This window comes from Anabaena sphaerica FACHB-251 (genome assembly GCF_014696825.1).
Lineage (GTDB): Bacteria > Cyanobacteriota > Cyanobacteriia > Cyanobacteriales > Nostocaceae > RDYJ01.
The window spans coordinates 128,942-150,918 of record NZ_JACJQU010000008.1 but is presented as its reverse complement, the minus strand read 5'-3'; the positions used below and the strand labels follow the sequence as shown (position 1 = coordinate 150,918).

26 protein-coding genes and 1 tRNA gene are annotated in these 21,977 nt (G+C 37.6%); 17 read left to right on the top strand and 10 right to left on the bottom strand.

Features of this window, described 5'->3' with window-relative positions:
• The first annotated feature begins 193 nt into the window (after positions 1-193).
• From H6G06_RS15380 to vapC, 5 genes are all read left to right on the top strand, one after another.
• Positions 194-1,147, top strand: a complete 954-nt coding sequence (locus tag H6G06_RS15380) for a tetratricopeptide repeat protein (RefSeq protein WP_190561591.1) — start codon at positions 194-196, stop codon at positions 1,145-1,147.
• Positions 1,148-1,233: 86 nt separating this feature from the next.
• On the top strand, positions 1,234-1,782 hold the full coding sequence (locus H6G06_RS15375) for a phosphate-starvation-inducible PsiE family protein (RefSeq protein ID WP_190561589.1): 549 nt from the start codon (positions 1,234-1,236) through the stop codon (positions 1,780-1,782).
• A 185-nt stretch (positions 1,783-1,967) separates the two neighbouring features.
• Positions 1,968-2,207, top strand: coding sequence for a hypothetical protein (locus H6G06_RS15370; protein WP_190561587.1), 240 nt, complete (start codon positions 1,968-1,970; stop codon positions 2,205-2,207).
• Between the two features lie 142 nt (positions 2,208-2,349).
• Complete coding sequence (locus tag H6G06_RS15365) at positions 2,350-2,544, top strand: type II toxin-antitoxin system VapB family antitoxin (protein ID WP_190561585.1); 195 nt, start codon at positions 2,350-2,352, stop codon at positions 2,542-2,544.
• Positions 2,541-2,942, top strand: a complete 402-nt coding sequence (gene vapC, locus H6G06_RS15360) for a type II toxin-antitoxin system VapC family toxin (protein ID WP_190561583.1) — start codon at positions 2,541-2,543, stop codon at positions 2,940-2,942. Before H6G06_RS15365 ends, vapC begins: the two co-directional genes overlap by 4 nt.
• A 340-nt stretch (positions 2,943-3,282) precedes the next feature.
• Here vapC and H6G06_RS15355 read toward each other — a convergent pair whose 3' ends face one another.
• The 4 genes from H6G06_RS15355 to ndhC all read right to left on the bottom strand — a co-directional run bounded on the left by H6G06_RS15355 (position 3,283) and on the right by ndhC (position 6,000).
• Positions 3,283-4,107 (bottom strand): hypothetical protein, encoded by an 825-nt coding sequence (locus tag H6G06_RS15355; protein ID WP_190561581.1) that lies wholly within the window; start codon positions 4,105-4,107, stop codon positions 3,283-3,285.
• Positions 4,108-4,392: 285 nt separating this feature from the next.
• Complete coding sequence (locus H6G06_RS15350; RefSeq protein ID WP_190561579.1) at positions 4,393-4,920, bottom strand: NAD(P)H-quinone oxidoreductase subunit J; 528 nt, start codon at positions 4,918-4,920, stop codon at positions 4,393-4,395.
• Complete coding sequence (gene ndhK / locus H6G06_RS15345; RefSeq protein WP_190561578.1) at positions 4,913-5,647, bottom strand: photosynthetic/respiratory NAD(P)H-quinone oxidoreductase subunit K; 735 nt, start codon at positions 5,645-5,647, stop codon at positions 4,913-4,915. The genes H6G06_RS15350 and ndhK overlap by 8 nt, the downstream gene beginning before the upstream one ends.
• Positions 5,638-6,000 carry a photosynthetic/respiratory NAD(P)H-quinone oxidoreductase subunit C gene (gene ndhC, locus H6G06_RS15340; RefSeq protein ID WP_190561577.1) on the bottom strand — a complete coding sequence of 121 codons (363 nt, stop codon included), beginning with the start codon at positions 5,998-6,000 and terminating at the stop codon, positions 5,638-5,640. Before ndhC ends, ndhK begins: the two co-directional genes overlap by 10 nt.
• Before the next feature lie 196 nt (positions 6,001-6,196).
• On the opposite strand from ndhC, the gene H6G06_RS15335 reads away from it, so the two are divergent.
• The 6 genes from H6G06_RS15335 to H6G06_RS15310 all read left to right on the top strand — a co-directional run bounded on the left by H6G06_RS15335 (position 6,197) and on the right by H6G06_RS15310 (position 8,489).
• Entirely contained in the window at positions 6,197-6,541 is a 345-nt protein-coding gene (locus H6G06_RS15335) for a rubredoxin (protein ID WP_190561576.1), read from the top strand.
• Positions 6,542-6,648: 107 nt separating this feature from the next.
• The gene (locus H6G06_RS15330) at positions 6,649-7,671 is read left to right on the top strand and encodes a photosynthesis system II assembly factor Ycf48 (RefSeq protein ID WP_190561575.1); all 1,023 of its coding nucleotides are present in this window, start codon (positions 6,649-6,651) and stop codon (positions 7,669-7,671) included.
• 120 nt (positions 7,672-7,791) lie between these two features.
• The gene (gene psbE, locus H6G06_RS15325) at positions 7,792-8,040 is read left to right on the top strand and encodes a cytochrome b559 subunit alpha (protein WP_190561574.1); all 249 of its coding nucleotides are present in this window, start codon (positions 7,792-7,794) and stop codon (positions 8,038-8,040) included.
• A gap of 9 nt (positions 8,041-8,049) precedes the next feature.
• Positions 8,050-8,187, top strand: coding sequence for a cytochrome b559 subunit beta (gene psbF / locus H6G06_RS15320; RefSeq protein WP_013190556.1), 138 nt, complete (start codon positions 8,050-8,052; stop codon positions 8,185-8,187).
• A gap of 9 nt (positions 8,188-8,196) precedes the next feature.
• On the top strand, positions 8,197-8,316 hold the full coding sequence (locus tag H6G06_RS15315; protein ID WP_190561573.1) for a photosystem II reaction center protein PsbL: 120 nt from the start codon (positions 8,197-8,199) through the stop codon (positions 8,314-8,316).
• Between the two features lie 53 nt (positions 8,317-8,369).
• A complete protein-coding gene (locus tag H6G06_RS15310; RefSeq protein WP_190561572.1) occupies positions 8,370-8,489 on the top strand; it encodes a photosystem II reaction center protein J in 120 nt (39 codons plus the stop codon).
• 138 nt (positions 8,490-8,627) lie between these two features.
• Here the strand turns inward: H6G06_RS15310 and H6G06_RS15305 are convergent, their stop codons facing one another.
• Positions 8,628-13,442 (bottom strand): PAS domain S-box protein, encoded by a 4,815-nt coding sequence (locus H6G06_RS15305; RefSeq protein WP_190561571.1) that lies wholly within the window; start codon positions 13,440-13,442, stop codon positions 8,628-8,630.
• A 353-nt stretch (positions 13,443-13,795) separates the two neighbouring features.
• Complete coding sequence (locus H6G06_RS15300) at positions 13,796-14,713, bottom strand: ion channel (RefSeq protein WP_190561570.1); 918 nt, start codon at positions 14,711-14,713, stop codon at positions 13,796-13,798.
• Positions 14,714-14,800: 87 nt separating this feature from the next.
• Between H6G06_RS15300 and H6G06_RS15295 the strand changes: the two genes are divergently transcribed.
• On the top strand, positions 14,801-15,982 hold the full coding sequence (locus tag H6G06_RS15295; protein ID WP_190561569.1) for an MFS transporter: 1,182 nt from the start codon (positions 14,801-14,803) through the stop codon (positions 15,980-15,982).
• A 71-nt stretch (positions 15,983-16,053) separates the two neighbouring features.
• On the opposite strand, the gene H6G06_RS15290 is transcribed toward H6G06_RS15295, so the two are convergent.
• Entirely contained in the window at positions 16,054-16,299 is a 246-nt protein-coding gene (locus H6G06_RS15290) for a DUF3493 domain-containing protein (RefSeq protein WP_190561568.1), read from the bottom strand.
• A gap of 36 nt (positions 16,300-16,335) precedes the next feature.
• Here H6G06_RS15290 and H6G06_RS15285 point away from each other — a divergent pair.
• The 5 genes from H6G06_RS15285 (at position 16,336) to H6G06_RS15265 (ending at position 18,361) form a co-directional block, all read left to right on the top strand.
• Positions 16,336-16,407: transfer RNA gene (locus tag H6G06_RS15285), tRNA-Thr, on the top strand.
• Positions 16,408-16,599: 192 nt separating this feature from the next.
• Complete coding sequence (locus H6G06_RS15280; RefSeq protein ID WP_190561567.1) at positions 16,600-17,025, top strand: MerR family transcriptional regulator; 426 nt, start codon at positions 16,600-16,602, stop codon at positions 17,023-17,025.
• Between the two features lie 29 nt (positions 17,026-17,054).
• Positions 17,055-17,291, top strand: coding sequence for an SAM-dependent DNA methyltransferase (locus tag H6G06_RS15275; protein ID WP_190561566.1), 237 nt, complete (start codon positions 17,055-17,057; stop codon positions 17,289-17,291).
• Positions 17,292-17,634: 343 nt separating this feature from the next.
• Positions 17,635-17,910 carry a DUF2281 domain-containing protein gene (locus H6G06_RS15270; RefSeq protein WP_190561565.1) on the top strand — a complete coding sequence of 92 codons (276 nt, stop codon included), beginning with the start codon at positions 17,635-17,637 and terminating at the stop codon, positions 17,908-17,910.
• Positions 17,900-18,361 (top strand): type II toxin-antitoxin system VapC family toxin, encoded by a 462-nt coding sequence (locus tag H6G06_RS15265; RefSeq protein WP_190561564.1) that lies wholly within the window; start codon positions 17,900-17,902, stop codon positions 18,359-18,361. Before H6G06_RS15270 ends, H6G06_RS15265 begins: the two co-directional genes overlap by 11 nt.
• 456 nt (positions 18,362-18,817) lie before the next feature.
• On the opposite strand, the gene phnE is transcribed toward H6G06_RS15265, so the two are convergent.
• The 3 genes from phnE to H6G06_RS15250 all read right to left on the bottom strand — a co-directional run bounded on the left by phnE (position 18,818) and on the right by H6G06_RS15250 (position 21,574).
• On the bottom strand, positions 18,818-19,612 hold the full coding sequence (phnE, locus tag H6G06_RS15260) for a phosphonate ABC transporter, permease protein PhnE (RefSeq protein ID WP_190561563.1): 795 nt from the start codon (positions 19,610-19,612) through the stop codon (positions 18,818-18,820).
• 163 nt (positions 19,613-19,775) lie between these two features.
• Entirely contained in the window at positions 19,776-20,507 is a 732-nt protein-coding gene (locus tag H6G06_RS15255) for an ATP-binding cassette domain-containing protein (RefSeq protein ID WP_190561562.1), read from the bottom strand.
• A gap of 92 nt (positions 20,508-20,599) precedes the next feature.
• A complete protein-coding gene (locus H6G06_RS15250) occupies positions 20,600-21,574 on the bottom strand; it encodes a phosphate/phosphite/phosphonate ABC transporter substrate-binding protein (RefSeq protein ID WP_190561691.1) in 975 nt (324 codons plus the stop codon).
• Positions 21,575-21,977: the final 403 nt, after the last annotated feature.

The window sequence follows — 21,977 nt, the reverse complement described above, 5'->3', positions numbered from 1 at the left end:
TGGCTTTAATTTTTTATTATCCATCCTTTAATCTCGGTTTAAAAAAAACGTAGTTTATCGTAAGATTTACTTTAAGTAATATTAAGCAACACGAACTTATATTCCAAATCTAAAATTTTTGTAAAGAAATAAGATTGTGACAACATTTTTCAACTAGAAAAAGTCACTCAAGATGTTATTATCTAGCAAATTTATGACATTATCCTTAAAAAAATATCCTCTAATTGGAATTGTGACTTTACTGCTACTAGGTGTAAATATTAGTCCAGTAATTTCCTCTTCTCCCCATCTTCCCATCTCCCCATATCCTCACCTTCCTTTACTGGCTCAAACTCCCCGTCAAATTGCTTTAGACTGGTTAAATAAAGGCTTACAGGCGATTCAAGGGGGAAAAATCCCAGATGCGATCGCTGCTTTTCGTCAAGCAACGCAATTAGATCCCGCATTAGCAGCAGCCCATTATAATTTAGGTTTAGCACTGCGACAAGCGGGGCAATTACAACCAGCAGCAGACGCATTTTATCAAGCGGCGCAAGCAGATCCACAATTTGCACCAGCTTTTGCAAATTTAGGTGCTGCGTTATTAGAAGGGAATAATTTACAGTTAGCAGTTGATTATTTGCAACGGGCGCTACAACTAGATCCAAAGCTGGGTTTTGCTCATTATAACATGGGATTAGTGCGAGAAATCCAAAAAGATTGGACTGGTGCGATCGCATCTTTTCAACAAGCTATAACATATAGTCAGAATTCCCCAGAACCAGCCTATCATTTAGGCATTTCTTATTTGCAACAAGGCAAAATTGAATTAGCACAACAAGCATTTAGCAAGGCAATAGCCATAAATCCCAGATATGCAGAAGCTCATTATAATTTGGGTTCAATTTGGTTTAATCAGGGCAAATTTAACGAAGCATTAGCAGCATTTAGAAAATCAGCCGATGCTAACTCTAACTATGCAGATGCTTATTATGGGGCAGGATTAGTTTTTATACAATTAAAGCAATATGCAGAAGCCGTGAAAGTATTTGAATATGCCAGAAATTTGTATCAAAAACAGGGTAATTCACAATGGGCGCTAAATGCTGAAAAATTGTTAATACAAGCACAAAAGTTAAATAACAATCTAAATAACAAACCACGCTGAGGCATAAGCATTAATATTACGTAACAATAAGAAAAAGGGGTTAAACGGCTAGTGTGGTCTAAATTGCCATTGGAATGTGGATAGTCATGCAAAAACGCTTCAAGAGTAGGTTTTTATTTTGCGATCGCTGGTTAGATCGCCATACAATAGTTCGTAACATGGAGGCATTCCAAGACCTAATTGTGATTGTCCTATGTTTAGCCTTATTTGCAGTTATGTTGATACAGTTGTGGGGTATATTTATTGCCATCACACAGTCACTAGGCTACAAAGAATTGACATCCAAAATGCTATTTGTGTTGATTCTAGTAGAGTTATTTCGACTACTAATGGTCTACTTACAAGAGCATAGTATTTCTGTTGGTGTAGCAGTCGAAGTTGCAATTGTTTCCGTACTGCGGGAAGTAGTGGTTCATGGTGCATTAGAAATTTCAGGAGTACAAACAGCCGCAATTTGTGGTTTATTGCTCATTTTGGGTGGACTATTATTAGTGTGTGCGAAAACACCCCACATGGACTGCATGAGTGCGAACACGAAATTTTGCCCAATTGTTGATAAAGGACGGAGAGAACGACAAAACGAGTCGGAATTTCAGTATTCAGATCAATGTAAGCAAAACCAGCCTATGTCATAGTAAATAAGCCAATGGGTAGAAATAAATATCATACCCAGATCCCCGACTTCTTTAAGAAGTTGGGGATCTATCTTCTGGACTTATGTCTGAGGGTAATATTTTTGTCAACTTGCAGGTAGATGAATCAAACTTCGAGAGTAGGTATAAATTAAATAAACAATAAACACTTAAAGGGTCAAAAAATAATGACTACTACCAAGACAAAAACTCAAGAGCCAATTAGTAATTTAGAATACGATTTTATTACCGTACTGCATAATAAAGCCGCAGCAGTGCAAGCTTATGAACGTTACATTCAAGATGCCCAAGAAGCAAATTCTCAACCTTGTGTAGAACTGTTTGAAAAGTTGCGTCAATCAGAAATTGATGAAGCACACGAAATTCGCCATCATCTGCAACAAGTCATGGCAAAAGGAAAGATGTAAAGTTTAAATTTGTGGGGTGCGTTATGCTGTGGGTAACGCACCATTGATATTTTTAAGCCTTATATCCTGTAACTTGATGTAACATTTTCTAAAAAAATACAATATAATTTTATGTAAACATCAAAATCCACAGATTATAATTATGACAACTAACATCATCATTGATGAACAACTGATAGATGATGCTATTAAAGCAACTGGACTGAAAACTAAACAAGAAGTTATAGAACTTGGACTTAAAACACTGATTAAACTAAAGCAACAAGAAAAAATAAAGGCTTATCGCGGTAATCTAAAATGGGAAGGCAACCTTGAAGATATGAGAACAAATTCATGATTCTTGTAGATTCAAGTGTATGGATAGACTATTTCAATGGTAGGGAAACCCCAGAAACTAATAAACTGGATACTCTTTTGGGAGTAGAACCTCTTGCCATTGGTGATCTCATTTTGACGGAGGTATTGCAAGGATTTCGCTCAGATAGAGACTATCAAACAGCAAAAGAATTATTGACTTCTCTAACAATTTTTGAGATGTTAGGCGTTGATCTTGCTCTCAAAAGTGTGGATAACTATAGATTTCTCCGAAAGCGTGGTATCACGATTCGTAAAACGGCTGATGTGAATATCGCCACTTTTTGTATTGAAAGCCAAAACCCACTTCTATTCAGCGATAAAGATTTTTTGCCATTTGTTCAACATCTTGGTTTGCTTACTGTTTCAACAGCCATATAAGGGTTAGCTTGAAAAAGTAGAGGTCTCGTTACAATTAATTAAGACACCCTGCAATACAGGTAATCACATCTTGGTTTCATGAAATAATTTAACATTGGGTATTACTATAAATTTAACCCCAGTGGGAAAGTCGGTACAGTTTAAATGTACCGATTTCCTACAGCACCTCGCACCCTCATGAGGTATAAGTAAATAGTGAGGGTCTGGGGAGTTGCTTTTGTATGATTTCTTATATTCATACATTATATCATAATTGAAATTTTAATATAATGGCAAATATACAGAAAAATTTCACAATTCAATTCAGTGGGTTGTCATACCGTCACTAGCTAATAGTAGATTAGTACCGTTTTAATTGATTAGGCTGTTTTTGAGCTTTTTCAAACTTTTTCATAGTATTTCCATCACATAGTTCAAACAAATCGTTTCTCCACTCTATATTATTAAAATTAATTAAGTCATCAATTTGAGAGCCAAATAAATATCTTTTCTTATCTTTAATAATGCCGAATTTTTTGGCAGTGGATTCAGGCTTAGAGTAAATACCAACTAATTGAGGCGCACCTCCACAATTTATATCCTTTGAATTAAAAAGAGTGTCACAGAAGCAGTGAAAAACATTACGGCTCGTTGATTTGTTTGGTCCTTGTATATACCGCTCATAGTTTTTATTAAACTCGACTGCACCAGAACCAAGTATAGCCAGTGTATCTGATTTTTCTGGAAAAATTAGTTTTTTACCTGACCATCCTTTATCTCTTTTCCATTCTATTAAGTGACAAAAAAAGTTAGTGCAATTATCAGATTCTCTGGATGCGTGTATAATTTGTAAGCTATCTTGAGTGATTCCGTTGATATGATGGGGATATTTATGAAATATTTGGATTAATTTCTCTTTAATTGCCTCGAACTTCTGTTTACATTTATAATTTTCTTTGAAAAGTAATCCATTGTCTGCCATCTCTACAATTTGCCCCAGAACAATTGAAGGGAACATAACATCACCGCAATATCCCAAAATGTCTGGATATTTATTGAAAGCAAAAACCTTTCTCCCATGATCAAAATTCGCTAAATTTGCCCAACTTATTCTGCTATCGGCTGCAATATAAATTGATGCAACTTTACGACTATCTATACCAATCCAGGATACGAGTAGAGTCATTATAAACACGTATTTTTTTACTTTAGTAAGCCTAAATGAAATGTAAAGCTTAATACTTCAGAGGCTTTTTTGTTCATGATCACTTATTCATGCACTAAAATTCTAGTTAGAATACAGCGCATACTTACAAGTTGGTGAAAGAATTGACAATTCCTCACCCGTCAATACTTAAGTAACCAAAATCTTTCTCAGTTTATTCAAAAATGCCTTGAGATGTAATACCAAAAACAATACCCCTCTCCGCCATCGGAAAGGGGTAAATCACAGATTAAAACTCAGCACTACCTAATAAGCATCTTGCAACTCATAGAAATCAGGCGAGATGTAATCCTTACGCAAAGGCCAACCTACCCAATCTTCCGGCATCAAAATCCGCTTCAGATTAGGATGACCCTCATAGATAATACCGAGCATATCGTAAGACTCACGCTCTTGCCAGTCCGCAGTCTTCCAAATCCAGTAAACTGAAGGCACAGTGGGATTTTCTCTAGGTAAGAACACCTTCACCCGCACTTCTTCCGGCTTATCAGCATTATCACTCACCTTTACCAAGTGATAAACACTTACCAATTCCTGTCCTGGACCCAAGTCGATACCTCCCTGAAACTGGAGATAATTAAACCCGTAGGCGTATAAAGCTGTAGCAGTAGGAAGCAAGAAATCTGCGTCTACCTTAATAATCTCTACCCCGTTAACGTCTGGCGCTAAAGATTCATGATCAAAGCCATTTTCAGTTAACCACTGGGAAACCTGACCCGCTGGAACTATGGACTCTTCCGCAGCAGGAACTAATTTAGATTCTTCATCAGCCACGCTTTTCTTCCTCCTTTGTTTTGGATGTCAGCAATGCCGGCGGTACAGGCATACCAATTGCTTCTGTTAATTCCTTCGGAGGATTGAAGCGAGTCTCTGATTGTAAATACTTACCAGTTAAAATTTCCGGAACTGGCTTCATATTGTGAGTTGTACTGTAGTAGCGATGGGTTTGCTTGATTTGACCCCGTTCTTGCATCGAATCATTAGCAATTTTCTTCCGCAACTTAATAATTGCATCAATAATCGCTTCTGGACGGGGAGGACAACCAGGTAAATAAACATCCACCGGAATCAGCTTATCAACTCCGCGCACAGCACTAGGAGAGTCAACGCTGAACATCCCGCCTGTAATTGTACAAGCACCCATAGCAATTACATACTTGGGTTCGGGCATTTGTTCATAAAGGCGCACCAATTGAGGAGCCATCTTCATGGTAATTGTCCCAGCAGTGATAATTAGATCAGCTTGACGGGGACTAGAACGAGGAATTAGTCCAAAACGGTCAAAGTCAAAACGAGAACCAATTAAAGCCGCAAATTCAATAAAGCAGCAAGCTGTACCAAACAGCAAAGGCCACAAACTAGAAAGCCGCGCCCAGTTGTAAAGGTCGTCAACGGTAGTCAAGATGACATTTTCTGACAGTTCTTGAGTAACTGTAGGACGTTCAATGGGGTTAATAATTCGCTCTTTGTCCTGGGTGGTTATATTAGAATTCAAGACCATTCCAATGCTCCTTTACGCCATGCGTAAACTAAAGCGATTACAAGAATCGCAATAAAAATCAAGGCTTCAATAAACGCCAACAATCCCAAACGGTGGAAAGCTACCGCCCAAGGGTACAGAAAAACAGTCTCTACGTCAAAAACGACAAAGACTAAAGCGAACATATAGTAGCGAATGTTGAATTGAATCCAGGCTCCGCCAATGGGTTCCATGCCGGATTCATAAGTTGTGCGCCGTTCGGGGCTGTAGCTACTAGGTCTAAGAAGCTTGGACGCTGAGAGCGCCAGGGCTGGTACTAGGCTACAGAGGAGGAAGAAGCCTAGAAGGTATTCGTAACCGTTGAGGACAAACACAATGGATATCTACCGCTGATAGTGGAAATAAAGCTGTGAGTTTCTTTTACATTATATCTTTTAGAGTTTTCTGAAATCTGGGAAACAGACGCGCTGAGTGTATTTGATTAGTTTTTGGGAGTGATAGAAAAGTCTAACAATTATGTCATAATTTTTAACGTATCTTTAAGATTTCCTCTTGAGGAGGACTTGCGCCATGAGCGAACAAGCTGAAGAAGCTCTTGACACTCAGGAGTTAGACCGCTATGAGTGTCGCTCCTGCGGTTATGTTTATGAACCTGAGAAGGGAGACGGCAAGTATGATATCCCTGCTGGAACGGCTTTTGCAGAACTACCTGTAAATTGGCGTTGTCCAGTTTGTACCGCTAAGAAGGTAGCTTTTGCTAACATCGGTCCTGCGGGTACGGCATCTGGTTTCAAAGAAAACTTAGCTTACGGGTTGGGTGTAAATAAACTCACACCAACCCAAAAAAACATTTTGATTTTCGGTGCTTTGGCACTTGGCTTTTTGTTTTTTATCAGTCTCTACGGCTTACAATAACATCCCCTTTGGGAGTTGGGGTGATGGAGAGGAAAGATTTCTACCTGTTCCCTGTTAAGAGTTCCCTGTTCCCTTAATTCAAATTTAGAAATAACTAAGAAATACTGATGCGTTCAATTGTAAAAAGGTGGCAAGGAATATTTGCCGCGTTCATAGTAGTCCTAGCCTGTATAGGTTGTAGCAAGGTTCCTTCCGTTAGCTATAATCCCTGGCAAGTTATTAATGTGCCAACAGACGCGAAACTGTTCGATATTGCTTTTACTGATAACCCCAAGCATGGTTATTTAGTTGGTAGTAATGCTACCCTGCTAGAAACCAATGATGGTGGAAATACTTGGCAACCCCTACAATTGGCAGTTGAAGATCCAAAATCTCGATTTGACTCAGTAAGCTTTGCAGGTAAAGAAGGTTGGATAGTCGGAGAACCTTCTTTGTTGCTACATACTACTGATGAAGGTAAATCTTGGTCTAGCTTGCCTTTGAATCAAAAATTGCCTGGTAGCCCCATTGTGATCACAGCATTGGGTGAAAATACAGCAGAAATGGCTACTGATGTGGGAGCTATCTATAAAACCACAGATGGTGGTAAAAACTGGAAAGCACAAGTAGAAAACGCTGTGGGTGTAGTGCGTAACTTAGAGCGATCGCCCGATGGCAAGTATATTGCTGTTTCCGCTAAAGGTAGCTTTTACTCAGTTTGGGAACCAGGACAAACTGCTTGGGAACCCCATAACCGTAATAGTTCCCGACGTTTAGAAAATATGGGTTTTGCTGATAATGGCCAGTTGTGGTTGTTAGCAAGAGGTGGTCAAGTTCAATTTAATGATCCGGCTAAACCAGATGAGTGGTTAGAGGTAGAATATCCAGAGTTGTCTACTAGTTGGGGTTTACTAGATTTGGCCTATCGTACACCAGATGAAATCTGGATTGGTGGTGGTAGCGGTAACTTGCTACGCAGTACCGACGGTGGTCAAACTTGGGAAAAAGACCGTGAAGTGGAAGAAGTGGCCGCTAATTTGTACAAGATAGTATTTTTCAATCCTGAACAGGGTTTTATCATTGGCGATCGCGGCGTTTTGCTCAAATATAACCCCGAAGCAGAAACAGCTTCTTCATCTGAAGCCACTTAGTTAAGTAAGTGCGTTAAGAGATGATAACCTTTTGTGAGAAGAACGTTGCAACTTGTAACTCTTTCTAAACTTTGTAGGATAATAAACTCAATAGTAGTTTTTGCGAAGGTAGTTATCTAAATGTCAGGTACCACTGGAGAGCGTCCATTTTCGGACATTGTTACCAGTATTCGTTACTGGGTCATTCACAGCATCACCATCCCAGCTTTATTTGTGGCTGGTTGGCTATTTGTCAGCACTGGACTAGCTTATGATGCGTTTGGCACACCCCGTCCTAATGAATATTTCACTCAGGTACGGCAAGAAGTGCCAATCGTCAGCAACCGTTATGAAGCTAAAAAGCAAGTAGAAACATTTATCCAAAAGTAGTTTGAAATCATGGCCAGCGGCAATAACATCAATCAACCAGTTACCTATCCAATTTTTACCGTCAGATGGCTTGCAGTTCACACTTTAGGTGTGCCAACCGTCTTCTTTTTAGGCGCGATCGCCGCAATGCAGTTTATTCAACGCTAGGAGTAAGTAATGGAAAAATCACCGAATCCTAATCAACAACCGGTTGAATTAAACCGTACTTCTCTTTACCTGGGACTGCTATTAATTTTCGTTCTAGGGATTCTATTCTCCAGTTACTTCTTTAACTAACTGGAACTTCATCGCTAAATTCTGTTGATTTATTTGTAAGGGAGGAGAAAACTGTGTCTGGAAGTGGGAGAATTCCCCTGTGGGTTGTCGCTACAATCGCAGGTTTAGGTGTAATTACTGTTGTAGGTATTTTCTTTTATGGAGCCTACGCCGGAGTTGGTTCTTCATTGTAATGATAACCTGATCCGAATTTTTGTTTAACAAGCAACATTAAAAAACCGCCTGTCTCTTTGGGATAGGCGGTTAATGTTAATTTGGGGAAAAAGTCTAGAATTTATCTCCAGCACCCAGCACTCCTGCTGTCTCAATTTCTAGGGTGCAACTATAACTTGATTACGTCCAGCAGCTTTAGCACGATATAGGGCAGCATCAGCAGTTTGAATTAATGCCGTACTACTAGCACCATGTTGGGGAAAACCAGCAACTCCTAAAGATACCGTGATGCTACCTAATGTTTGTCTATTATGAGAAAGGGACAGTTGGGCGATCGCCTGTCTCATTTCTTCTGCTCTCATCGCAGTTTCTTCAATAGAAGATTCGGGCAGAATGACGTTCATTTCTTCTCCACCGTAACGACAAGCAATATCTGAACCCCGAATATGTTCTTTCAAAACACCACCTACAGCTTTTAATACATAATCTCCTGCGTCATGACCATAGGTATCATTAAAACGTTTGAAATGATCCACATCTAACATGATCACACCTATAGGCTGTTGTTTACGTTGAGCGCGGGCGATTTCTTGAGTTAAAAATTCTTCTAAATAACGACGATTAAATAAACCCGTTAAAGGATCTCTAATGCTTTGATGGTGTAGGGTTTCTCGTAGATTAAGATTAGCTAAAGCCAATCCTACCTGTTCAGCTAAAGCACGGGCAATTTGTTCTTTTGTTTCTGATAAGGCTTTGGGGTTATTAGTCATAATATGGAACATCCCTAAAGTCTCACCTTGGGCAATCATAGGAATACAAATAGTGTTAGTAAGTTTTACATCTTTGGGAATATGTTGACAACGTAAACCAAATTTTTTAGCATTACAAATATGAATTTTTCCCCGTCTTAAAGACCAGCATTCATTGGGGTAAAAATCCACAATAGATGATAGAGACCCACCCCAAGAAGATAACATTTCCACCCGGTTACGAGAGGAATTAGTAATAAATAAACCCCCACTACAATCAGGAAATAGAGGTTGGACTAAATTACTCAGAATTTCACAGGCTTCTTGAACAGTTAAACAAGCTTGCAGAAAGTCGCTAATTTCACTTAAAATTAGCATTTCTTCATGACGTTGAGCTAAATCTGTAATCCGTTCTTCTAATTGTTTATTAAGAATTTGTAAAGCCTGTTCTGATTTTTTATTATTTGTCACATTACGGAAAGTAACAGCAAAACCATCTCCTAATTTGACAGCGATGTTTTCAAACCAGCAGTCAATTCCATCATGATTATAATAAAACTCTCTTTGGATAGGTTCACCAGTTTCTACAACTTTAATATAGAGATCAAATAGTCCTTCTTCCTTATTTCCTGGCAGTTCTGTTAATAGTCGTTTCCCAATTAAATCTTCCCTACCTATAACTTGATAAGCAGTAGGATTACATAATAACCATTCAAAATCAATAATCTTACCTTGTTCATTTCGCACCGACTGAAAAGCCATAATGCCATCTAAGGAACTATTTAAAACCCCACTTAACTGCAATTCCGAATTTTTTAAGGCATTTTGAACATTTACCAATTGAGTAATATTAGTAATTAAACCTGTAGCACCCAAAAAATTATGATTATGATCTAAAATGGGTGTAGTAGAAACTAGAGTCCATAAAGAAGTTCCATCTTGATGCTGAAATTTGAAAGGATGCTGTTCACCAATTCCCTGTAGTCGTCTGTGCATATAAATTTGTGCTTGGGGACGATCTTCAGAATTAATAAAATCCATTAAATGAGTGCCAATCATTTCACTACAACTATAACCCAGCATATCCGCCATTCGCTGATTGACAAAGGTAGTTTTACCTTCTGCATCTAAGATCCAAACCCCTTCCAAAGTTGTTTCAATAATATTACGATAACGGTGTTCACTATCTAATAGAGCTATTTCAAATTCTTTGCGATCGCTAATATCTTTCATGAAACAGTAATGACCAATAAATTGCCCTTGGTCATCGTAATCACTGATCATAATTAATTGTTTATAAAAAATATTCCCATCTTTACGAACTCCTCTAGCTTCTTGATTAACCTTGCCAGTTTTCAACATAGTTTGATATGCAGATTCCAACGCAGGTAAATCTTCTGCATGAACTGTGATTTGCCATTCTTTACCAATTAATTCATTAGGTTCATAACCACAAGTTTCTGCATAAGCACGGTTAATAGTTACATATCTACCTGTAACATCTAAACGAGCAATTCCTTCTACAGCATTTTCCAAAACTAGATTAATGTGCCGCAAATTATTTTCAGCTTGCTTGCGATCTGTAATATTAATATGACAACCAATCATCCTGACCGCATTACCATCTTCATCCCATTCAATCACTTGATCCGAACAAATTACCCACACAATTGAGCCATCTTTATGAAGATATCTAACTTCGTTATAGAAGGGAATTTCTCCATGACTTTGAATATGCTGATCAAACCTATACAATACATTGGGTAGATCCTGGTGAAAAATTAGTTTTTGCCAAGTTTCTGAAGAATTAGATAGTTCATGATCTGCATAACCAAACATTTTTTTTAACCCAGGACTGAGATATTCAGTATTATTCTTGATATCCCAATCCCAATAACCTGCTAAAACGATATCTAAAATATTTTCTAAGAGTTTAATTTCTTGTTTAACTTGTTGATTTCTTTGCTCAACCAGTTCTATTTTTTGATGTTCAATTTCTAACTGTTTAATGGCACTAATATCCCGCACCATAAAGGAAAATTGAGGTCGTCCACTGTCAGCAATGCCAATATATTTAACTATAGTAGATAAGTAATAGATTTGTTGATCTGTATGATGTTCATATTCAAATTGCACAGGTGTTTGTGTTTCCTGACTTTGACAATAGTGATCTAACCACATTTGAATTGTTTCTGGTTTAACACCAATTTCCCTTGCCCATTTATTATCTAGCTGTTCTCTAGAAATTCCAAAAAATTCCAAGGTTGTGGAATTATGTAAAGTATGGAGAATATCATTTTCTGAAGTTTCCACTACTCCTAACAGCAAAGGAGAATAGTCATAAAATATTTGGAGAATTTTAGCTTGTTCTTGCAGAGTAACTTCTATTTGACGTTGGACTGTTACATCTCGTAAAATTGCGCGGGTAGCAACTGGTTTACCCTCTGCAAATCTGACATTAATACTACCTTCTAGAAGTATTTTTTGGTGGTTTTTATTAATAAAAGAAATCGCTAATCGCTCTAAATTATTTGTTTTACCTAATTGTAATTCTTGAAATATTCGTTGACAATTGGGTAAACAATCAGGATGAATTAAATCAAAAATTGTGAGGTTATTCAGTTCATCACGACTATAACCTAATGTCTCTAACCAAGCACGATTAACATAAATAAATTTCCCATCTTCTAAGGAAACACTTTGAATTAAATCACTAGCATTATCAAAGAAGTCTTCTAGTTGTTCATTACTTTGACGTAGTTCTAATTCTACTTGATTTCTTTCTGATTCCAGGAGTTTGCGATCACGAATATCCCTAGCAATTTTTGATGCGCCAATAATTACACCATTTTCATCACAAATAGGCGAAATAGTTAAGGCTACATCAATTAAACTACCGTCTTTATGTTGTCTTTGGGTTTCATAGGTATTTACTTTTTCCCCTTGTTGAATACGCTGTAAAATGGATGCAGCTTCTGTTTGACGTTCTAAGGGAATTAGGGTTTTGATATGTTTACCAATGATCTCGGAGGTATTATAACCAAATAACCTTTCTGCTGCTTGATTCCAAGTAGTAATAATACCATCGAGGGTTTTACTAATAATTGCTGCTTCAGAAGATTCTACAATTGCTGCTAATCTAAATCTTTCATCCCGACTTTTTTGTAAGGCAATTTCCGCCTGTTTGCGTTCTGTAATATCAGTACCAGAAGGAATTAAATGGGTGATTTCTCCTTGTTCATTTCGTAGAGGATGAAGGGAAAAATCAATGATAATTTGTTTTCCTTCTTTTGCTTGTACGGGAATATCAAATCTAACTGTAATTCCTTGTTGAGCTTGTTCGATTGCTGCTCGAATTTTTGCTTTAGCTTCTGGGGAATATTCCCACCAATAGGTATCTGCAAAGTGTTTACCTAATACATCTTCACGGGTAATTCCAGCAATATCTAAAGGTGCTTGGTTTGTTTCTATTAAAATTCCCGAAAAGGTTAATACTCCCACAAAGGTAAAAATACTGTCTAAAACTTGCCGTAAAAATTTTTCACTTTCACTAACTATTGTTTCCAGTTTTGATCGTTCTCTGACTTCTGTGAGAAAATCTAAATTAGTTTGTTCTAATTGCTCTGTGCGTGTTGCCATTACGACTTCTAATTTGGCTTTTTCCTGTTGTAATTCTGCTAATAAACAGGCTTGGTGAATAGCAATACCAACATGAACGGCTATTTGTTGTAAACCTTCTATTTCTTGGGTTTGCCACTCACGGGGAGCGATACAACTATGGCAAATTAATAAACCCCAAAGTTGGGAAGTACAAAGTATGGGTACAACTAAGTTTGCTTTAACCTGAAAACCTGCTAAAAATTCTGCATGACAGGGTGTAAGGTTAGCTGTATTAACATCAGCAATAGTTTTGACTTGATTTTCTTGATAGGGTTGTAACCAACAGGTTTCAAAACAAGTATCATGAACTAATTTACCTAAAATAGACCATTGAGGATCTAAAACGGTTTCTACTACTACTTCACCACTCCAATCTGAATCAAATTTGTACAAAAGCACGCGATCGCACTGGAGTAGTTTTTGTACTTCATCGGTAGTTGTTTGTAAAATTGTTTGTAATTCTAATGACTGCCGGATCTGGAGAGAAATTTCTGCCACTAAATAATTCCAATTCCAATGAATTGAGCTAACATCAATATTTAGGTTATGATCATTGAGGTTCATAATAGTTTCTAGCTCCTTTTGCGACTACTCCCTTCCCAATGCAAGATTACCTATCTTCCTTCTTGCTTCTTGTTCTTCGTGCCTTCGTGGTTTATTCAATCGGTATTCTCAAGGTGGGAAGCGAGTAAAGCCTAATTGAGTCTAGAAATAGAAAAACTTAGCACTACCAGTAAAAATTATCAAAAATTACAACCACCTGATTTTGGCGTGAAGTGATTCTTCCCAGCCTTTAAATGTATAGGCTTCTTCATTATATTCTGTAATTAGTTGAGTAGATTACCTAAATTACTGATAGTAAAGTGTGGCGAATGACTCCTACATCACACGCAAGCTCAAGCCATACTCTTACTCTCTTAATTCTCCAACGGTAAAACATCGTGAAAATGGTTGTAATCAAAATAGCGATGTCCATCAGGGGTGTGGTGGATAATATCAACAAATCTACTATTCCACAAAATATCTTTAGCAATATAACTATGACGGGCATGGACTACCTGTGACACTGTTTCATCAATGCCACTTAGAGATACAATCAGTGAAGAATGTGTCTTGATTAGTAATTCTGGTGTCATCCCGTACAAAGGGCTGGATTCATCAATAGTGTGCATAACTGACCAAGATAAAGAGAAGTTAGGTGTCTGATAACGTATAAGTGGTAAATCATAGATCCGACGCATAGACTCACCTTCTGCCGTTACTTCGTCACGCATTAAATACACCCGCATTTGTGCTTCTAAAATCATGTTCCGACGTTGGTTAGCGGTGCGAAACATCAGTGTTGGCATTCCCTCATGTTCTGTGATAACGGCTACATTGCTAAACATTACACGGGCAGTTGGTCGGGCAAAACGAGCAAAGCCTAATCCCGTCATTAATGCAATTCCCATTAAACCAATTATTGCTTCAATGGTGACTATGACGTTAGCATAAGTTGTTTTCGGATACATCGCACCATACCCAATAGATGCCAAAGTTTGCACGCTGAAAAAAAAGGCATCTAAAAAAGAGCCTGGTTGAGCATTAGCGATACAATCTCCACCGAGCAAGTAAGCTAAGGCAAATATAGTATTAATAGCTACATAAAAAATACAAATAAGGATCAAGAATCCTATCCAGGGAATTGTGAGCAATAAATGGTAAGGATCACGCCAGTATGAATGCCATGCACCCATGCCCATAACTTCAAATTGCCCATTATTGATCTTGATATGAACTCGTGGAATGATCCGCTTTCTTTGCTTGTTTAAAAGTCTCTTTAATCTAAATTTCATAGGTAGTAAATAAAAGCATGGCAAATGTTACTATTACTAAAGTTGAATGCAGCCATAAAGCCAAAACCTATTAGCTAATTATTAAACATGAATCGTAATTTTTGGATTACTGCTTTAATTGCCTTTGTTAACTCCCTCAGTTTTACAATTTTAATTCCCATTATCTATCTTTATGGTAAACAATTTGGTCTGACCGATTTTCAAACCAGTTTATTATTTTCTATTTACTCTATAGCTCAGTTTTTCGCAACCCCCGTCATAGGTAAATTATCTGATAGATTTGGGCGTAAGCCTTTACTAATTATCAGTTTAGCTGGTACTGTGATTGCTAACTTCATAGCGGGAACGGCAACAACAGCTTGGGTGCTATTTTTTGCCAGATTCTTAGATGGGATCACGGGTGGTAACGCCTCTGTTGCTCAAGCAGTTATTTCTGATATCACCATTTCCCAAAAACGCGCCCAAGCTTTTGGCATTTATGGTGCAGCAATGGGGTTAGGCTTTGTTTTAGGACCAGCTACAAGTTTGTTAGCACAGCAGATTTCTTTGGGGGCTGCTTTTTTAGCTTCTGGTGGAGTAGCGTTTGTGGCTTTGTTAATGACAATATTATTTTTACCAGAAACTCTCCAACAGCAGGCACAAAAACCTAAAAATATCTTTGATTTAGGTTTAGGAAATTTAATTAAAGGTTTAGCAATGCCAGGAATTGGCATTTTACTATTAATTAATTTTTTTACTGGGACAACATTTACAATGTTTACCTATGCTTTTCAACCTTACTTTATCAAGGTTCTGGGGCAAAATAGTCAATCTTTAACTCTTCTCTTTTTAACTTTTGGTACGCTGGCAGTAATTATGCAAACTTGGGGAATTTCTATCCTCAAAGGAAAATTTGATATAGTCAAGATATTATTTTTAGGTTTGTTTTTTCGGAGTTTGTCATTTTTTTTAATGCCGATTTGGGCTAACATTAATTATTTTGTCATAGTTAGTATATTATTTTCCTTATTCAATTCTCTTGTGCAACCGATGATTAGCACGTTAATTTCTCTCAATGCTAAAGCTGAAGATCAGGGAACTGTTTTAGGATTAAATGCTTCTTATCTAAGTATTTCTAATGGTATTGGTCCTGTAATTGCCGGAATGATTGTACAGCAATCTCAGCCGATAACTTATGGCTATCCTTTATATTTAGCAGGAGTTTTAACATTTTTAGTTTTAGGTTTTGCCATATATAATCGTCAAAGATATACACCACGTAATTCATAATTACAGGTAACAGGGAAAAAAGAATGTTTATCTTTACTCCTGCCTTTTGCCCATTTTTGATTCTGATGTAGCTAGGAACGTCTTTGGCGGTTTTGTTCCCATCTCCACAGAAATACCATCAGAGCAACTATTCCTAATTGCAGTGCAAAGTTAGGTAAGGTGCTGTCAATGTTCCTACCAGCCAGTAGTTGAAAGAAAAATACAAATGCGCCGATAAAACCAGAAGCACCAACACCAATATAGATAAATTGTCTTAAACCCCGATAGGGGGCGGCTATTTCAGCTTTCAAACGATTTTTTAAATTTGGATCTACCATTTTTGTAAATATATGCTATACTTTTAAATCGTGTATGCCGATGTGGCTCAGTGGTAGAGCAACTGATTCGTAATCAGTAGGTCGTGGGTTCAAATCCCATCATCGGCTTTTGTTGTACATTCGCACATTATATGTCGCTGTCGTTTGCCAGATTATTTGACCGCGTTGACAAATTATTGTCCGCCTTGCCAAATTAATTGTCCTTTACGCCTGAATGGTAATTTGGCTCATACCTTTTAAACATATTTGTCTAATAATACCATATTTGTATTATAGCCGCTTTCTGTAAAATAGTATTTTATGCAAGAAAATTTTTTCACAAGTAAGGAAGCGGCTCAATTGACAGGTTGTACCCTTCGCCAGATTCAGTATTGGCGAGAGAAGGGGATTGTTGTACCTGTAATTGGTGATACGGGTACGGGACGCAGTATTTATTATTCCAGGTCTAATTTGGTGGAGTTGGCAGCGATGGTATATTGGCTGTCTACGGGTATCAGTTTTGATATTGCCTGTGAAACACTGAAAAGGCTGAAGGAACAAGAGCCGGAGTTGTTTGTTTCAGGTAAAGGTAAGCGGTTTATGTTGTTGTTGTCGGCACAGGAGGATTCGCTTTCGTTGGTAGAGTTTGATAAGAAAATTGCGATCGCATCTCTGGATGAAGGTAAAGCTGTGATTCCTGTGTGGTTAGATATTATTTATCAACAATTAGTTAACAAATTGCGTTAACCTAATAGTTCCCTCCAAGAATAAATCCATTGATAGGAGACAGCAGTTGGGAAACTAGGGATAAATTGAGTAAGGTTGTCAAAATTGAAAAGTTAAGAGAGGCTGATTATAATCTTAGTCCTTCTCAGTTTGTGGATATTAGCGAGAAGTTTGTACATCGGGAAATTGGTGATATTTTAGCAGATTTAGCAGCAGCAAGACAAGCAAGAGAATGGGCTGATAAGGATTTAGATGAGGTTTTGATTAGGTTGAATTTAGGTAAATAGAAATCTGGTGAAAAAAATGTAGAGACGTTAATTGTAAATAGACCAGTATTGTAGGGGTAAAGCAAAAGCTCATAAGTGTCAACTTAACGTAAAAATCATAGCCCGCCTGGAACTTAAGTTCCAGGCGGGCGTGTCAGCCAAACAAATAAGGTATTTATAGCTTAAATTGACACCAATGAGCATTGCTAAACCCCTACGGAAGATATGGTTTTTAAACAATATATATTTAACCTTGATTCTCAATGCGTAACTCCTAGTTTAGTGATTGAATCATGTAAATAAGATTTTGGGAAGTTTGTCCAGTGGTGTAAAATAATTTTAGGAGTTATGAGGTTTTTTAGTTATGACTCAAGCTGTGGAAAAACAAAAATCTATTTTAGATAGAGTCCAGAATTTAACACCGGAACAACAGGAGGAAGTATTAAATTTTATTGATTTTTTGCAATTTAAAGGACAAAAACAGGATGTAGAGCCAAAACAACGCCGTAAATGGGGAGATATTAAAGGTAAAGCACTCTATCCTTTAGTTGGTGAAGATGCTCAAATTTGGGTGTCAAGAAATAGAAGAGAGGAGACGGAAAATAGAGAATTACATTTAAGAAGTAACTATGAAGATTGAAGATTATTTAATTCAGGATAAAAAGTTATTTCTGGATACTGCACCAGTAATTTATTATGTTGAGAATAATCCTCAATATCAATCGTTAGTGGATTATGTATTTGAGAATCTTGATTCAGGTTTGCTGAGTGCTGTTACTTCTCCTATCACTTTATCTGAGTGTTTAGTTTATCCTTATCGTTTAGGATTAACTGAACTACAAGAGGATTTTATTGATTTGATTGTTTCTGGTGTAAATGTTGAGTTTATTCAAATTGATGAATTAATTGCTAAACAAGCCTCTCAATTACGGGCTAAATATAATTTGGCTTTATTAGACTCTTTACAAATTTCTGTGGCTATTGTTGCTAAGTGTGATGTATTTTTAACGAATGATATTCAATTGAAACGAGTAACAGAATTACCAATTTTAGTTTTGAGTGATTTTTTAGCAGGTGGTAAAAATGGATAAAATAGAATTACCTCCTGGTTGGAAGGTGGTAAAATTGGGGGAACTTTGCTATAAAAAACCTCAATGAGGTAAAGGTACAGGGGAAACGCATCTTATCAATAAGGACAATTTAATCTCAATAATGAGCAAAATATTCGCATTAATGCCTACTTATTGACAATGCTCTAGTCCATCACTATGACTCTAAAAAAATCAATCAAACGATAAATTGGGATTTCTTCGTTTGTGCATCAAAACGGTATTTTGTCAATAAAATTTAGATGCGTTTCCCCTGATGAGATACCTTACCAATAGACGTTCTAATTCTCGTAAAGTTAGACAGGCTTCTTTCTCAGCTTCCTCTGGACGTTCCTGAACATTTGAACCTGTGTATCCTGTTACCTTCCATACTCGATAAAGCATTTAAAGGGGAATTGTGAACCAAATCAGTAGTACCGTCAGGTCGGTGTAGGTAGTTTACATGGAATCCAAATAACGGCGTAATTTACTACTAAAAATATCAATTACCGTCACCACTACCAACAGCACTAACATCATGGTTGTGGCTTTGGTATACTCAAAACCATCTATATAACTTTTCAACTGAAAACCAATCCCACCTGCACCAACTACACCAAGCACAGAAGCAGCACGGATATTGTACTCAAACATCCACAAAGTATAACCTAATCCCAAGGGCAATACTTGCGGTAAAATTCCATATTGGGCTATTTGCATTCTCGATGCACCAATCACCTGTAAAGACTCTAAAGAACGTGAATCTACGGCTTCAATGGCTTGTTGATAAAATTTCGCAAGGTAGCCAATGGTATAGATTGATAAAGCCAATGTTCCAGCGGGTGCGCCTAAACCTGTAGCAGCTACGAAAATTAAGCCCAGAATGATAGAGGGAACAGAACGCACGGCGTTTTGAAGTAAATTCGCTAACCAGCGTAACCAGAGGGGAGCAACATTATTAGCACTAGCGATCGCAATTGGTAGAGAAAGTATAGCACCAATAGAAGTTCCCCAAAGGGACATTTGTACAGTTTCAATTAATGCCTTAATTGCTATATCGACAACTTTCCAATCTGGAGGAAATAACCTCACAATAAAATCTGTGATGTAAGGCCAGCTATTTTTTAACAGTTCAAAATCAACGCTTAAGCCTTGCAAAGCCCAAGTATAAATCCCTACCATAACCAATAGAATGACGATATTAATTAGCCAGGGGTAACGATGTAGGAATTGGGAATTAAAAGATTTTTTCATCACGGATTTTGTATATTTTTTTGTATATTATTACAAAGTTAAAGATGGTTTTATCAGCTTTTTAATTAATTCTAATAACTTACTTTTAGTCTTTAAATATTCATGTGCTGACGGCTGATAGCGCAGCGTGCCGTTAGGCATAAGCTGATGACTGAATGCTTACCTACAAACTCAAAACTTGGGAAAATTGTTCTTGCAGATTATCACATTTTCCGTCATAAACGACACGTCCGGCATCTAAAACTATAGCTCTTTGGGCGTATTCTGCGGCTATGCCTAAATCGTGTAAAACTGTGATAATAGTTAAGCCTTGCTGGGTGTTGAGTTCAGATAAAATTTGCATTACTTGTTGGGATGCAACTACATCTAAACCAGTGATTGGTTCATCGGCTAAAAGTATTTGTGGTGATTGAATTAAAGCACGAGCGATCGCAACTCGTTGTTGTTGTCCACCGCTCAGTTGACTGGTTTTTTGATATATTTTGTCTCTTAAACCCAGTTGTCCTAATAATTCTTGGGCCAGAATGCAATCGCGTTTAGGAAATCCCAACCAAGTTTGTGCAGTTGTTCTCATACCCAAACGACCACACAAAACATTTTCAATAGCTGATAATTGACGAATTAATCCACCACCTTGAAATAACATTCCAATTTCACGGCGAATTTTCGGCAATGTTTGGGGAGTCATTTCCAGACCATGAATGTGAATTTCTCCCTTTACCAATGGCACTAATCCTACCAGCGATCGCAACAATGTAGACTTACCCGCACCATTGAGTCCCAACAAAACCACAAACTCACCTTGATCAATATCAAGATTAATATCGTTGAGGATGGGACGATTCAGAGATGTAGCATAAGCTGTCTCTAGGTTATGACATTCAATCAGTTTCACGCTGGTATTAGGTAATTGGTATTGCTAATTGGTAATTGGACGTAGGGAGTAATTACAGTAGGGGTTGAGCATTCTCCTTTACCCCTTCTTGATTATGGTTCCATGCCGACGTTTTTCAATGCTTCCCGGACAGGTTTGAGGTGACGAGCGTGATCAACTCTGACCAATTCTGTAGAGTTATATAAACTTTTGAAAAGAGCGTTATTTTCAGGCTTGTTTAACTTCAGTAGAGCGTTAATAATTTTTTCCCGCATTACTACTGGAACATCATCATCAATGGCGATACCATGAGCAGGAACACCAGAGATTTTATACAGCACCCGCAACTTGCTTTTGTCTTCAGCGGAGATATATGGAGGGAAAAGAGCATATTCTGATACTACAGCCACATCTGCTTGACCGCGCACTACTGCTTCTAAAGCTTTACCGTAACTACCACCATAGGCAATTTGACCAAAGAAACCATCCATGCGGTCTTTATTAGGTACAAAACCCTGCTTCACCAACTCACCCACGGGGAAAATAAATCCAGAACCCGATGTAGGGGAAGTAAAGGCCATTTTTTTACCCCGCAGTTGTTCTAAAGTTGCTTTTGGGGTATTTTTGCTTTTCAGTTGGCTATTTGCGGGGACAACAAATATGGAGTTATAAGTAAATCTCCCCGAATAATTGGCGCGAACTTCAGCTAAGTACAAACGAGCATTTGCTAATTGTTCAGCCTTCAAAGCGGGACGACTACTCAAAAAAGCCACATCAGCGCGATTTGCTCTCAATGCTTCCACTGCTGCTGTATCATCGCCGATTTGCGCTTTCACAGGGATTCCCAATTCTTTGGACAAAAAGCTACCTACAGCGTTGGCTTTAGTTTGCAAATCTGTAGAATCAGAACGACTAGGAAAAACTATTGTTAAAGTTTTTAGATTTTGGGCAAGTAAGCGTGGTGCTGGTTGATTCAGATTGGGGTTAGCCACTGTTGCTTGCATTCCCCCCAAGGTGCTGACAACTAACCCACTTAGGGCTGCGAATGCCCCACCAGCAACCAATAACCCCTTTTTGCTCACACCCACTTTATTGCTATTCATTAGTAACAATTCTCAGTATTTTTGCTAATATGTTTCAACTAGTTCCATAAATGAATTTAGAGCTTTTGGCAATAAAAGTCAATAAGCAACTCTAAAAACTCGTGGATAAACAGCAACTTAAGTAAGTTCATAAAACTTGTCATGTTAAAATGCTGATAGTTAGCAATCGCTTTGCCGATTCAGTATTTAGTTTAAATAACAAAAATATAGTCATATATAGTCAAATCTACTCATTTGTGTTACAACGGAGAAATGAAACTATGATGTGCTTACTTTCTATAATTAAGATTTAGGTAATTGAATTATCCGTCTTTATCTGCGGTCAATTATTCTTGATATCTTATTCTATGTAACTTCATTTAAAATTAATCCCCCTCCATCTGACAAT